The 14,127-nt window shown below is 37.3% G+C and carries 15 protein-coding genes; 3 read left to right on the top strand and 12 right to left on the bottom strand.

Translation table 11 applies throughout. The features are described 5' to 3' along the window. Positions 1-100: 100 nt before the first annotated feature. Both CLV94_RS04720 and CLV94_RS04725 read left to right on the top strand, forming a co-directional pair. Positions 101-910, top strand: coding sequence for a mechanosensitive ion channel family protein (locus tag CLV94_RS04720; RefSeq protein WP_121375277.1), 810 nt, complete (start codon positions 101-103; stop codon positions 908-910). 26 nt (positions 911-936) lie between these two features. Next, positions 937-1,611: a hypothetical protein gene (locus CLV94_RS04725; RefSeq protein WP_121375278.1), complete on the top strand. Its 675-nt coding sequence runs from the start codon at positions 937-939 to the stop codon at positions 1,609-1,611. Here CLV94_RS04725 and tsaB read toward each other — a convergent pair whose 3' ends face one another. The 3 genes from tsaB to CLV94_RS04740 are packed head-to-tail and all read right to left on the bottom strand — an operon-like array spanning position 1,612 to position 5,036. Continuing rightward, complete coding sequence (gene tsaB / locus CLV94_RS04730) at positions 1,612-2,268, bottom strand: tRNA (adenosine(37)-N6)-threonylcarbamoyltransferase complex dimerization subunit type 1 TsaB (RefSeq protein WP_121375279.1); 657 nt, start codon at positions 2,266-2,268, stop codon at positions 1,612-1,614. It lies immediately after the preceding gene. Then, positions 2,268-3,587, bottom strand: coding sequence for an efflux RND transporter periplasmic adaptor subunit (locus tag CLV94_RS04735; RefSeq protein ID WP_121375280.1), 1,320 nt, complete (start codon positions 3,585-3,587; stop codon positions 2,268-2,270). Before CLV94_RS04735 ends, tsaB begins: the two co-directional genes overlap by 1 nt. Before the next feature lie 3 nt (positions 3,588-3,590). After that, positions 3,591-5,036: a TolC family protein gene (locus tag CLV94_RS04740; RefSeq protein WP_121375281.1), complete on the bottom strand. Its 1,446-nt coding sequence runs from the start codon at positions 5,034-5,036 to the stop codon at positions 3,591-3,593. A gap of 166 nt (positions 5,037-5,202) precedes the next feature. Here CLV94_RS04740 and CLV94_RS04745 point away from each other — a divergent pair, with 166 nt between their 5' ends. Then, complete coding sequence (locus tag CLV94_RS04745) at positions 5,203-6,600, top strand: DUF4403 family protein (RefSeq protein WP_121375282.1); 1,398 nt, start codon at positions 5,203-5,205, stop codon at positions 6,598-6,600. A gap of 13 nt (positions 6,601-6,613) precedes the next feature. Here the strand turns inward: CLV94_RS04745 and CLV94_RS04750 are convergent, their stop codons facing one another. The 9 genes from CLV94_RS04750 to CLV94_RS04790 all read right to left on the bottom strand — a co-directional run bounded on the left by CLV94_RS04750 (position 6,614) and on the right by CLV94_RS04790 (position 14,113). After that, positions 6,614-6,847 (bottom strand): thioredoxin domain-containing protein, encoded by a 234-nt coding sequence (locus tag CLV94_RS04750; RefSeq protein WP_211331179.1) that lies wholly within the window; start codon positions 6,845-6,847, stop codon positions 6,614-6,616. Then, the gene (locus CLV94_RS04755) at positions 6,837-7,385 is read right to left on the bottom strand and encodes a DUF420 domain-containing protein (protein WP_121375283.1); all 549 of its coding nucleotides are present in this window, start codon (positions 7,383-7,385) and stop codon (positions 6,837-6,839) included. The genes CLV94_RS04750 and CLV94_RS04755 overlap by 11 nt, the downstream gene beginning before the upstream one ends. 2 nt (positions 7,386-7,387) lie before the next feature. After that, positions 7,388-8,125 carry an SCO family protein gene (locus CLV94_RS04760; RefSeq protein WP_121375284.1) on the bottom strand — a complete coding sequence of 246 codons (738 nt, stop codon included), beginning with the start codon at positions 8,123-8,125 and terminating at the stop codon, positions 7,388-7,390. Positions 8,126-8,133: 8 nt separating this feature from the next. Further along, on the bottom strand, positions 8,134-8,808 hold the full coding sequence (locus CLV94_RS04765) for a hypothetical protein (RefSeq protein WP_121375285.1): 675 nt from the start codon (positions 8,806-8,808) through the stop codon (positions 8,134-8,136). A gap of 78 nt (positions 8,809-8,886) precedes the next feature. After that, entirely contained in the window at positions 8,887-9,237 is a 351-nt protein-coding gene (locus CLV94_RS04770; RefSeq protein WP_121375286.1) for a cytochrome C oxidase subunit IV family protein, read from the bottom strand. 19 nt (positions 9,238-9,256) lie between these two features. After that, complete coding sequence (locus CLV94_RS04775; protein ID WP_121375287.1) at positions 9,257-10,291, bottom strand: cytochrome c oxidase subunit 3; 1,035 nt, start codon at positions 10,289-10,291, stop codon at positions 9,257-9,259. Positions 10,292-10,333: 42 nt separating this feature from the next. Continuing rightward, the gene (locus tag CLV94_RS04780) at positions 10,334-10,930 is read right to left on the bottom strand and encodes a cytochrome c oxidase subunit 3 (RefSeq protein WP_121375288.1); all 597 of its coding nucleotides are present in this window, start codon (positions 10,928-10,930) and stop codon (positions 10,334-10,336) included. After that, positions 10,930-11,859, bottom strand: coding sequence for a heme o synthase (gene cyoE / locus CLV94_RS04785; protein ID WP_121375289.1), 930 nt, complete (start codon positions 11,857-11,859; stop codon positions 10,930-10,932). The genes CLV94_RS04780 and cyoE overlap by 1 nt, the downstream gene beginning before the upstream one ends. Before the next feature lie 145 nt (positions 11,860-12,004). Next, positions 12,005-14,113, bottom strand: a complete 2,109-nt coding sequence (locus CLV94_RS04790) for an energy transducer TonB (protein ID WP_121375290.1) — start codon at positions 14,111-14,113, stop codon at positions 12,005-12,007. Positions 14,114-14,127: the final 14 nt, after the last annotated feature.

The raw sequence follows: 14,127 nt of genomic DNA on the forward strand, positions 1-14,127 counted from the left end.
GGACATCCATCGCATTAAAATTATTATAATTTAAGAAAAATTTATTTTTTTAATCAGTAGATTTGATACTTAAATACGAAAACACTTTTTACCATCCAGCATGTTGATTGACACTCAAAAAATAGAAACGTATACAGATCGTTTTATCGCGGTTTTAGTCGATTATTCACCTCGATTAATCGGTGCCTTTTTAATACTCTTTCTTGGATTATGGGGAATCAGACTTTTGAACCGTCTTGCCACCAAGATCATGATCAGCCGAAATTTAGAACCTACGCTGACTACGTTCCTAGCAAATATCTTGATTTGGGTCTTGAGAGTATTGCTATTTGTAATTTTTATCTCCAAACTGGGAGTTGAGACCTCCTCGTTTGTAGCCATTCTTGGAGCTGCCGGTTTGGCCGTTGGTCTGTCATTGCAAGGATCTCTTTCTAATTTTGCAGGCGGTGTTTTGATTATCCTTTTCAAACCTTTTAAAGTCGGTGATACGATTGAAGCTCAAGCCGAAACTGCAAAAGTTTTAGAAATTCAGATTTTTACAACAAAATTACTGACTGCGTCTAATCAGGTTGTTTATATTCCGAATGGCATACTTTCGAACAATAAAATCAAGAATTTTTCGCAAAACAACAGCAGGAGAGCCGATCTTGTTTTCAAGATAAATTATGAGACCGACATAAAGCAGGTAAAAGATATGCTGATAGAAATCATGAAAAAACACCCTCAAGTGTTAAAAAACCCCGCTCCAGCAGTAATTGTCAGCGATTTGACAGATACTGGCATAAATTTAGTGGCTAGACCATGGTCCAAGAACGAAAATTTTGGAAACATGAGCTCTGATATTTTAGAACAGAGCCTGGCAGAATTAGAAAAAATGGAGAAGAGTCCATTTGTAAAAGCAAGCACATAAAATATTTAACCTTAAAACCTTAAAAAATGAATTTTAAAAGCATCTTATTCCTATCACTTTCATTTGCAAGCCAGATTGGCTTCGCACAGACTGTAAATTATGAGTCAAACAATAGGCGCGTTGAGTCAAATATAGTAACATACGATACAAAACCACAAGGAAGCCAATATATAGATGAGACATTTCTTCCTGGAAGTTACCAAAACAATAGTCAGATTATATTATTAAGATATAATGCTTTTACTGACCAGATAGAGTTTAAAGACTCTGATGACGCAACCAAAAACCTTATCCCTAATAAAGGTGTGCCTATAGTTACTACTAGCAAGAAAAATACTTATGTGTATGAGGACTATACAACTCAAAAAGAAGGAAACAAAACAGGTTATCTGAATCTGATTAGCGAAAACGGACAGGTAAAGATTTATTCAAGAACTAAAGTTTTCTTGAAAGAAGCGGTAGCGGCTTCTAGCGGTTATCAGACAGCTAAACCTGCTATGTATAAAAAAGCAGCGACAGAATATTATATCAAAGTAAAAGAACAACCTATCGTTTTTATTCCATCTAATAAAAAAGAACTGTACAAGCTCTTCCCTGGAAAAGAAAAAGAAGTTACAGAGTACATAAAATCAAATAAAATTTCTTTGGATAAAGAGGAAGATTTAAAAAGCTTAGGTTCGTTTTTAAACACTATTTTATAATCATTTGATCATAAAATCTTTCAAATAAAAAGGCTCAAAATAAGCGACATCTACGGTGTCGCTTTTTTTATGCTTTTCAAATGAAAGAAGACTCATTTCTTTGGCAGAAGGATACGTATTTTCTGGATAGTAAACAAATCTCGCATCTTTCAATATATCTGCACACTTTAAAGCACCATCGCCGATTAAATGGATAGTACCTTCTATCTCTGAAAAAGATTCTTCGGTGATGATTTCTGCTTTGGTATCTCGTATTTTTTGATGATTCTTCTCAAAAACAGCATTATAGACTTCCATCCTTCTGGCATCAATCATCGGAACAATCAATCCTTCAGAAACTGAAAGCTGAGCAGCCAACACCTCTAGCGTATCAATCGCTATCAATGGAATATCCAAGGCATAACACAAACCTTTTGCAGCCGAAACGCCAATCCTAAGCCCTGTATAAGAACCGGGGCCTTGGCTTACCGCAATCGCGCTTAAATTGGAAAAATCTATTTGTAGTTCCTGCAATGCTTCTGCTATAAAAACATGTAGTTTTTCGGCATGTGAATAACCTTGTTCAGCCATTTCCTTGCAAAGAAGTGTTTCTCCTTGCTTGGCAATGCTTATCGAGCAGTTTTTCGTAGCCGTTTCAATATTGAGAATATAGGACATTATTTTTTTGTCTTGCTGTCTTTTTTAACTTCGCCTTCAGATTTGACATGTACCATATCGCCTGAATTTAAATCTTTTGTAACTGTAGCATAAGGGCCAATAATTACGACATCGCCTTTTTTCAAACCTGAAGAAACTTCAATATTGGTGTCATCTTGGATTCCAGTTTTTATGACTCTTATCTTTGCCTTATCGCCTACTTTCACAAACACACATTCAAATTTCTTGTCTGATTTTGGCGCTTTTTGATTGTTATTTTCGTCTTCTTTCGCGCTTATCACCACAGGTTTCGCAGTAGCAGAAGTATCCGATTTGACGACCACAGAACTGATCGGAATAGACAGCACGTTATCTTTTCTTTTGGTCATGATATCGACTGTCGCTGTCATACCTGGCCTAAAAGGCGAATAACTTTCCGGCTTGCCTTCAAGCAAATCAGCATACGATTCTTTCAATATCCTTACTTTTACTTTAAAGTTTGTCACCTGATCTGCTGTCAATGCTGTACTGGCAGAATTTGAAATGCTGGTAACGATTCCTTTGAATTCTTTTTTAAGGTAAGCGTCAACTTCAACTTTTGCAGAATCGCCAACATTAATCTTAACAATATCATTTTCATTTACATCAACTTCAACTTCCATGTTGTTAAGGTTCGCTACTCGCAAAAGTTCGGTACCCGTCATCTGTTGTGTACCAAGTACTCTTTCGCCCAACTCTACGCCTAATGAAGAAATCGTTCCGTCGGCTGGAGCATAAATTGTAGTTCGTCCTAAGTTGTCTTTTGCTTCGTTCACGGTTGCTGAAGCACTTTGAACGTTATAATACGCCGATTGTTTTGTCGCTTGAGCAACTTCATATGAGGAAATTGCCTTGTCCCAATCTGATTTTGAAATTATTCCTTTTTCAAAAAGCGTTTTGTTTCTTTCATAATTTGCTTTTGCTTCTTTAAATTGAGCATCCGCTTGACTTAATCCTGCTTTGGTTCCAGAAAGGCTTGCTACAGAGCGATTCAGTCCAGAAGTATACAAATCAGGATTGATGCGAACTAGCAGATCGCCTTTTTTAACGACCTGTCCTTCTTTTACAGGCAGTTCTATAATTTCACCCGAAACCTCAGATGAAATTTTTACTTCAATTTCTGGCTGAATCTTACCAGTGGCAGAAACCGTTTCGATAATCGTCATGGCCTCTACTTTTGATATTTCTACCTCTTTCCCTTTTTCTTTACTACCAATAGCACCTGTCTTGGAGAGTACCAATAAAATAATTATCAGAAGTATTGCACCTCCTAGTATATAATAAACTGTCTTCTTTTTCATAATTTATTGTTTTTGGATAATAGGAATGCCGAAATAGAATTCTAAAACTTTCACCCTAAAGATATAATCGAATTTTGTCCTTAATACTTCAGATTGCGCGTTTACATACAATGTCTGTGCTTGATTGAGCTCAAAGGCATTCATCAATCCTACTTCAAATTTTTCCTTAGCATAATTAAAGGCTTCTGTTCTCGCATCCAATGCTACCAAAGCCGATTCATAGGATTTCAAAGCTCCTTTGGCATCAGTAAAAGCTGTATAGACATTTCGTTCGAGATCCAGTTCTTGTTGGCTATATACGGTTCTTGAACGTTCTAAAGCTATTTTTGAACGCTCTACATTGTTTCTGGCTGACAATCCGTTTAGGATAGGAATGTTCAACTGAACACCGAAAGAGTGTCCTTTGTTATCACTGAATTGATCAAAAACTGGTGCTGGACTTCCTAATAATGGAGACGTATTTGGTGTTACTACATTTTGGTTCGTCCCTTCGACAACTCCTATCACTCTAGTAGGGTTTTGAGGATTCAGTTCAAAACCAGTTACTCTATCCGAATAGGAAGCTCTGGTGCTAAAACTATAAAATCCTTGTAAGCTAGGTTGGTATGCTCCTCTCGCTATTCTTACATCTTTTTCTGCTATCTCTAGGTTTGTCTTGGCAATTTTCAATTCTGCTCTTTCTTCTTTTGCTTTTTCAAATATGGCAGAAGGTGACTGAAGCATTACTTCGCTTTCTCTTACTTCATAATCATTATCTGCGATATCAAAGTCCTGGAAGTCTTCTAGCTGTAACAATTGTGCCAAGCTTAATTTTGAAATTAATAGCGTATTTTCTGCAACGATTACTGCCTGTTGGCTGCTTGCTACGGTAGCATTCATATCCAACAGGTCGCCTCTTGGTACAGAACCGGCATCGACCAAGGCTTCAGTTCGCTGTTTCTGTTTTTCATTATTCTGTAACTGTTCTTTTTGAACTTTCAGGTTTTCTTTATTAAAAAGAATTTGCAGGAAAGCATTGGCTACATTCAAAGAAACATCATCTTTCATCTTTGACAGCTGATATTGTGCTGCAATTACTGAAAGTCGGGCTCTTTTAAGCCTGTTCATGTTTTGCAATCCTTTGTAGATATCGATATTAGCATTTAGGCCTGCAGAAGTAAATTGGACCGTCTGATTCTCCAAAAGACCCGTAGTGATATTCTGGTTCAGACCGATATTCCACGAATGCGAGGCGCTTGCGTTAATCGACGGCAAGAAATTGCCAAAAGCGTCTTTTTTATCAACAGCTGCAACTTGGCTGTCCAAATCCGCCTGTCGTATAGAAATATTATTATCTAACGCATACTGCACGCACTCTTGCAAGGTCCATTTTTTTGCCTGGGCATTTGATGCAAGCCCGAAGAAAAGGGCAAAAATTAAAACTAGTTTACTGACCAACGTTTTTTTCATAGATAATTACGTACAAAATATGTAATCGATTGCAATACAAATTTAGTTTTTTTACTTACTTAATAAAACTAATTAGACTTTTAAATCGGGAATCTGTTACAGATTTTTTTTAGAAAGATATTAAAAAATAAATTTACATTTACTTCAAAATTAAAACATTAAAGATATGGGTAAATTCCTAGGCCTATCAATCTCATTACTAACACTCTTTCTCATCAGCGGCTGTTCTACTTCAAAACAAATCGAAGCCTTAAAACCTGAACCGGATGATGCTTCGCCTTTGGTATATGAAAATTCGACATCATTCATCAACCTGCCCGTAAAAATAAAACTCAAGGATATCGAAAATCAGACTAACAGGCTCTTGAACGACGTGATTTATGAGGACAAAAACATAGAAGATGATGATATACAGATGAAAGTCTGGAAACTTTCTGCCATAAAAATTTCTGAAGAAAAAGGAAAAATAAAAACGGTACTTCCTTTAAAAATCAACATCCATTACAGATACGGAATCAACAAGCTCGGAATAGAACTTTATGACACCCGAGAAATAAACATGAACGGCGTTGTCACATTGCTAAGCGATGTAGGACTGACCAATTGGAAGATGAACACCAACACGACCATAAAATCACTGGAATGGAATGAAAGCCCGACTATAGTCATTGGCGGAAAAAATGTTGCGATTACGTATCTGATCAATCCAGCCATTCGTATTTTTAAGTCGAAAATCGAGAACAATCTGGACGAAGCCATCAAAAAATCAATGGACTTCAAGCCTAATGTGCTGGACGCTCTAGAAAAAATATGTACGCCATTTCAGATGAGCGAGACATATGATTCATGGCTTCGAATTGTGCCAATCGAACTTTATACGACTGATGCCAAGCTTCAAAAAGAAATCATTTCTTTTGAGATGGGCTTGAAATGCATCATGGAAACAGTCGTTGGACAGCAACCAAAAAACAAGCTCGACAGAGACAAGATGGTCTTAAAGCCGGTAACCAAAATGCCGGATCATATTTCTGCCAATATTGCAGCTGTTTCTACCTATCAGGACGCTTCGAAATTAATGACTAAAAACTTTCAGGGACAAGAATTTGGTTCTGGAAAGAAAAAAGTGACTGTCCAAAAAGTAGACATCTGGCAAAAAAACAACAAGATGATTATCGCGCTGGACCTTTTGGGCTCTATCAACGGAACTATCTATCTTTCCGGATTTCCACAGTATAATGATGCTACGAAAGAAATTTATTTCGACCAGCTTGATTATGTGTTGGACACTAAAAATAAGTTGATCAAGACCGCAAACTGGCTGGCTTCGGGAATCATATTGAGAAAGATGCAGGAAAGCTGTCGTTATTCGATCAAGCCTAATTTAGAAGAAGGCAAGAAAAACATGATGGGCTATTTAAAAAACTACTCTCCAATGCCGGGCGTTTTTGTAAATGGCACCATTGATGATATCGAATTCAAAAGGATACAGCTTACTAACAGGGCCATTATTGCTTTTATCAGCGTTAACGGAAAAGTAGACGTCAGTATCGATGGATTGAAATAAAAAAAAGCCTGAATTATTCTTCAGGCTTTTTTTTTGTTTTCATTTTATAGATTGCATATCCCAAGATTCCGACTAATATATAGGGAATAACCATGAGATAGACGATTCCGTCATTGACTGCTTCTGCTTTTATGCCGCCTTCTTCTGTTTCTAAAACCGCACGGCACATGGCACATTGGGCATTTGAGTCCAATGAAAAGAACAGTAAAGCCAGAAACAGGAATATAGATCTTTTTTTAGTGTGCATAATATGGCGAAATCATCAAGTAAACAATAACTCCGGTAACTGCCACATAAAGCCACATAGGATAGGTTATCCTTGCCAGCTTTCTGTGCTTGTCAAATCGTTCTGCCAACGCTCTTACATACGTTATAAGAACAAAAGGAATGATAATGATTGACAAAAGAATGTGCGTCAACAGTATGAAAAAATACACATATCTCAGAGCTCCTTCTCCTCCATACGGAGTACTATCGGCCGTCATGTGATACGCCACATACATCGCTAGAAAAGCTACAGAGCATCCGATAGCTGTTTTCATTAAATTTTCGTGCAATTGTCTTTTGCCGTTCTTGATTGCCCACACAGCCGTAACTAGAAGCACCGCAGTGATTCCATTTATCGTTGCATAGATCGGCGGCAGAAATGATAAAGGTTCTACATCATACCCAAAATCTTTCAGCTTTACGCCAAAAAGAATAGCTACTACGACAGGAATGGCTACAGACAATACAATAATCCATTTTCTATATTTCAATTCGACAGCATTCAAATTATTCTCCATACTTATTCTTCTAATAAAATTGCTATATCTTCCTTGATGGCATGAATGCCTGGCTTGTATTTTCCTTGCAAGTCATCTTGGAAGCCTTCTTTGTCTTTATAATTTAAGCCGGTATAAAAAATAATTGGGTTTCCTGATTTATCTTTTCGGCTTCGGATATTGCCTTTTTTATCGACTAAAGCAAAATAGCCTGAATGTTCAAATCCAGCATCACCTTCTTTCTTGCTTTCGCCAGCATAAATATTAAATCCTTTATTTGCGATGTTGTAAATATATTCTTGGTCGCCAGTGAGGAAATGCCAATTTGGAGAACTCACTCCTAATTGCTCCGCATGTTTTTTTAAGACTTCAGGCGTATCATTTTCTGGATTGATGGTAAAAGAAGCGATTCCAAAATCAGCATTCTTTCCAAATTCGTCTTCAATCAACAGCATATTCTGGTTCATCACCGGACAGATGGATGGACAGGTTGAGAAGAAAAATTCTACAACATATACTTTACCTTCAAAATCTTTGTTTGAAATTGTTTTTCCGTTCTGATCTGTCAGACTGAATTTTGGCGCCGCACCAATCTTGACGATGTTTTTAGCTTCGTCAGATTTTTTTCCTTTTACAGGAACATTCAACCTGTCTTGTACCGAAATGTCGTGGTTTTTTATTCTGTCGATGATTTTTGGAATCGCATAAATTCCGAAAACCAAAATAATAAACGAAATGCCGATGTATGATTTATTTTTCATCTTGTTAGTTATATCTTCCTTTTCATTTCTGTTTTTGGATTGTTCTTTTTCAATGCAGCGCGATATTCGTAAAGAATAATCTTGACATCGTCGCTCATCTCATTATGCAAATCGGCAGCAGAAATAGTATTATAGCCTTCTTTGTATTCGTTTTTACCTTCAAGGTTTTTTCCTTTTCTTCCTCTCAAGTTTCTTTCCTTGTCAACTATATAGACATTGGCAGTTCCTGAATTCGCATCAAGCTGCCCGACCAAATTTAATTTCGAATAGTAGTCTTTTATTTCGTCTGGAGCGCCAAAAACAAAAATCCATTTAGAAATATCTTTGTCTTCTGCAATCGGCTTTAGCTTATCCATTAATTCCTGAACCTGGCCTTCGCTTCCTTTTGGAGCAACCATTACAAATTGGAAGTCCTTAAAGTTTTTATTTTTATTGTAAATCTTCTGGTTTAGGTTAAAAAAGTTTCCTTCGTTATAGATAATCTTGCTTCCTGTAAAGCCTAAAATCGTAATCTTATCGTTAAGGGTTACGGTTTTCCCATCAGCCGTTTTCCATTGCGAAATGTCAGGAATTTTTTCAGTTATAGTCGGAAGTTTTGCAAAACTATTGATACCGGAAGCAAAAAAAAGATAAGCAACAATTGGAAGTATAAACAGCGTGAAAAGGACTATATTTTTTTTCATTGGAATGAAGAGGTTATTGCAGTGCAAAAATAAAAAAAGACGGTGTAATACCGTCTTTTTTTGTGATTTAATATGCTGTTAAAAATTCCATTTTATCTGAGAACTCTTGAACACATCAAAAATATAATTACCTTCAACTAGTAAGATGAACACTAAATAGATAATTAAGAAAACTAAAGGTGCCACAATACTCCACCTAAGATTACTTTTCTCGCCTTCAAGGTGCATAAATGCCCAAACGATATAATATGCTTTATATATTGTCAACGTGATGAAAAGCCAGTTCAGCAAATTCATTTGAAGAAACAATGTGTCGTGCAAAATAGCTGGCTTGAATATACCAAATGCGACCTCTACGATGGTTACAACAGACAATATTGCAAAAACCAACCAAATTCTTTTCGTATTAGAAACGTGCTCGTGTGCCATAATAATAATTCTAAAAAAATTAAACTAAGTAGAAGAATGTAAATACAAATACCCAAACTAAATCGACAAAGTGCCAGTAAAGTCCAACTTTCTCAACCATTTCGTAGCTTCTTCTTTTTTCATACGTTCCAAGAACGACATTTAAGAAAATCAAAACATTAATCAAGACTCCTGTGAAAACGTGGAATCCGTGGAAACCTGTAATAAAGAAAAAGAAGTTGGCAAATAATTTTTGGCCGTATTCATTTCTGATCAAGTTAGCGCCTTCAACAACATAGTGAGCATCTGCAAGTCTTTTTATAGATTCTTCTCTAGTCAAGATCGTCTTGTGCTTGTGAGTTGATTTATTTAATTCTGGATGTAATCTTGTATCTTTTAAATTGGCTTGCGTTGGGTGATAGATAATTTCAGTTCTAACCAAAAGATCTGGATGCGCTTTGAATCCTTCTACTACTTCATTAACAGAATACCTAGGCAATGAACTTTCGCTTGAAAACCAAACACCTTTATTTCTTGTCAATTGCTCTCTATCTTCGTGAAGCGTTGCTGCAAAATCTTCTAATTTTACCCTTTCGCCTTTTGCATTTACGAATTGAAGGATGCTTCCTCCTTTGGTCTCGATAGCGCCATATTCGCCTTTGATGAAGTTTTTCCACTCCCAAGCTTGCGAGCCCAAGAAAATCCCACCACCTATAATGGTAAGGAACATATAGATTGCCACTTTCTGTTTTTTCATTTGGTGTCCGGCATCAACAGCCAAAACCATCGTTACAGAAGAGAAAATCAAGATGAATGTCATCAAGGCCACATAGTACATCGGAGCGTTCACACCGTGCATAAATGGAAAGTGGTTGAAAACCTCGTCCGCCAAAGGCCAAGTTTCAATGAATTTATATCTTGAAAAACCATACGCAGCAAGAAATCCAGAGAATGTTAAGGCATCGGAAACGATGAAAAACCACATCATCATTTTGCCATAATTAATTCCCATCGGCTCATTGCCGCCTCCCCAAGTTTTACCTTCACTATTTGCAGTAGTAACAGTCGCTCCCATAAAAGTTATTAGTTAAAAAGTTCCCAAATTTACGTTTTTTTCTTATTTAAAGAAATATAAAAATAAAAACAAATACAGCCACAAGAAGTCGAGAAAGTGCCAAAACATCGCACCTAGCTCTATTCCAAGGGTTTGACCTGAATTGTATTTTTGTTTAAAATGATTATAAATTATGATTAAAAGCGATATCAAGCCCCCGAAAAGGTGGGCAAAGTGAACCAGCACTACAACATAGATAAAAGAAGTAGTCACGGTACTTGTCGGACCTGTAGGATTCAAGCCCATTGCGATCATCTGATTAAAGCCTTCAAATTGCAAGAAGACGAAAAGCAATCCCAATGCAAAAGTCACCAGCAACAGCGAAGTCGTCAAGCTTCTATTGTCTTTTTGGATGGCTTTCTTTGCAAAATGAAACGTCAGACTGCTCACAATGATTACGACTGTACTAGCAATAAATGCGCTTGGCAAATCAAAATCTTTAAGCCAATCGGGTCTTGAAGCACTAACGACATACGCACTGGTCAAACCAGCAAACATCATCGTCATGCTAATCATAGCAAACCACAAAATCAGTTTATATGATCTTGCCTTTCTTTCTTTATGCTCCGTAGCAGTCATTCCTTTAATTGCCATTTCCATTATCGTAAAAATTTATCTGCTATATAAACAATCTGTAGCAGGGTGATATATGAAACGCTCACAAGCATTAATGTTCGCGCCGCTTTTGTTTCTCTAGACTTGTATAATTTTACTGCGTAAACCAACATCCATATTCCTAATAGAAGTACAATTACCGCAGCAACCGGACTCAATTGCAGCTTACTTCCTACCAATCCGATGAGCGGAAAGAAGGCCGGAAAAAGAGAAGCAACAATAAGCCAAATCGTATACAATATAATTTGAGTCGCAGTAGTCTTGTCTTTCTTTCCTGTCGGAAGCATAAAGAAGCCTGCTTTTTTATAATCGTCGAATAAAAACCAGCCTATGGCCCAAAAATGCGGGAACTGCCAGAAAAATTGAATCAAGAAAAGCGTTCCAGCTTCAATTCCGAAATCATCTGTCGCAGCAACCCAGCCCAACATAAACGGAATGGCTCCGGGAAAAGCACCTACAAAAACAGACAAAGGTGTCTTTGTTTTTAAAGGCGTATAGACACTGGTATATAGAAAAATTGAGATAGCCCCGAACATTGCTGTCTTAGGGTTGATATTGTAAAGAATCACCAAACCAAGAATAGTCAAGGCACAGGCAATGATAAAAGCTGTATTCACCGACATTCTTCCTGAAGGAACAGGACGGTTTTTAGTCCTATCCATCAAAGCATCTAAGTCTTTTTCGATGATTTGATTGAATGCATTAGAAGCACCAACCATGCAATAGCCTCCTATCGAAAGCATGATCAAAAGCGACCATTGAAATGGATGGTTTTCATCAAAACCAAGCAGGTATCCGGCAATAGAAGAAAAAACTACGCTAACTGCCAATCTTGCCTTCGTGATTTCTCTGAAATCTATATAGAGGGATTTTAAGGAAAAGTTATTTGCTGTAGTGCTCAATGCTGCTTTCATTTGGATTTTGAAATCTTGCGCAAAGATACTGGTTCAGAAAGAAAATCACAAAAAACTAATCACAAAAAACAAAGGTTTTATAAAAACAGATTTTTTAATGAAAAACTATTTTTCTTTAAGACGCTTTAGAAACTCTAAAAATCAATTAATAATCAAAATACCAGTTAAAGATATCGGCTCTCAAACCAACAGAAAACCAGGTCGTATTTTCTTTAAAAGTAGTTTCCGTGTCCATCTTCGGGTTAAAGTTCCGATACACCAAACCAGCAAAAAGCTTCAGGTTTGTTGATGGATTGATGAGATAACCGGCCTGCAAGTCTGCAATAAGAATCGTTGTCTCGTTTCCTTGGCCCGTCTTGACTCCGGTATCAAAAGGCCTTCCGATTTCATAGTCCTTATAAATATTCCCTCCGTAATTGAAATTGTTGTCTTCGGTGTCGAAATCCAAGCCTCTTTTACCGTATGTCAATTTTGCATCGGCAAACCATCTTCCTTTGAAATATCTAGCCACTGCGATAAACTCCTTGAAATTGCCTCCCCATTGATGTCCCATGCTTTGGTTGCTATGCGCATAATTCGTCAAAGGATCGCTATGGGCATACACGTACGGACGCACGTGATTGTATTCTAACTGCAGCAATAGGTTATCAATATTAAAAGCATCGAAATATTTTGCACCTAATTGGTAGCCAAACTTATTTTTCCAGCTTTTTTCTCCTGCTTTCATATCTGAAACTGAAAATTCATCCAGCAAGAACTGTCCATAGAACTGAACTTGATTGCTGAATTTGTATTTTGACGTCAGCCCCAAAAGTGCATTACCGCTTTTTGACGACGATGAAAACTCAACCGCTCTGTAAAAAATTATCGGGTTTATAAAACTAGCATCAAAACCACGGTCATTTTGATTCGACCATACTACGGATTCAAAGAAACCAAGATTCCACCTTTTTGTTATGTTCCAGCTCAGGTAGTGGTTTGCCATAAATTTTGTGGCGTAGGTATTGTCTTCCGTAGCTTCTTGGCGCACGTCCTTCAGCCACATATACGTATTTGTGTATTTTATCTTCCAAAAACGGGTATTGATTTTAAAGAAAGGATATGGACTAGTTCCATCGCCTTGCAATAGCGAACGGTATCCGTCGCCTAAAAAATTCCTGCCATAACCCAGCTGCAGATTAATGAATTCGCTCGGAGTATATGTAATGTTGGCTTCCGCCATTGGAAAATCATACGCATCTTCCTTGAATCGCTTGGCTATTCCAATTCCAGGAATAACGGCTGGATTTCCTCCAGAAGGCTTTATAGATTCGACATATCGATTATAGTAATCGGCAAAACGGCCTTGACTTTCGTAGATTGTTGTCGTAAAGCTTAACTCTTTCCCTATTTCTCCCTGAACTTGAATACCGCGGGTGTTCTGATAGGTGTAATTTGCTTGGCTTGGATCGCTTTTTCCTACTCTCAAATCCAAGATAGGATTCATCGTAAACCAATAGCCTTCGCCTTGGATGGCTACGAGGTTTTCATTCCACAATTTTCTTCCCCACCAGCCTTGCTTGTTTTTTTGGATGGCTTGATTGGCCTGATTCAGATCATAATATTTTGAAACATCAGCATACGTATATGGTTTAGACGTCGTATGGTTATTCGCTCCTACTTGATTCAAAGCCCTGTCGAATTGCGCATACAAGCTATGCGAAAAAGGAATATTCAGATGGCTTTCCAACTGCGGATTGTTGAATTTCTTATAGATGATGCTATCAAATTCCGTAAGCTCCTTGCTTCTGTCTTTGATAATAGAATTTGTTTTTTCTTTTTCAGCAGCAAACACAACCGCTTCTTGCTTTTCTAATGGAATAGCAATCTTGATCGTATATTTTGCATACGTAGGATTTCCGTTATACGTAGCCGGCTTTATCTTGGGCAGCTGACCAAAAACTCTTTTGCTTTCGTCTGCCAATGAAGCATGGACTGCATCTACATATTGTACTTTAAAAACTCCTGCCGTATCTACTTCAAAAAGCACGATGACTTTACCGACATACTTTTTATCTGTAACTTCTTGTGGTAGCTTGAAATTGTTAAACACAAAATCTTGCAGCTCGTTGTAAAAGCAAGCTTCTAGATCTTTAGACTGCTGTCCTTCACACTTTGGAAAAACAGGAAACTGCTCTCTTTCTCCAATTCTATTTTGAGCCAATAGGGAATGGCCGCATAAAAGCAAGATGGCAATCTTTAGGATGTTTTTCATGTCTCGTCTGGCTT

It is taken from the genome of Flavobacterium endophyticum (genome assembly GCF_003634455.1).
GTDB lineage: Bacteria > Bacteroidota > Bacteroidia > Flavobacteriales > Flavobacteriaceae > Flavobacterium > Flavobacterium endophyticum.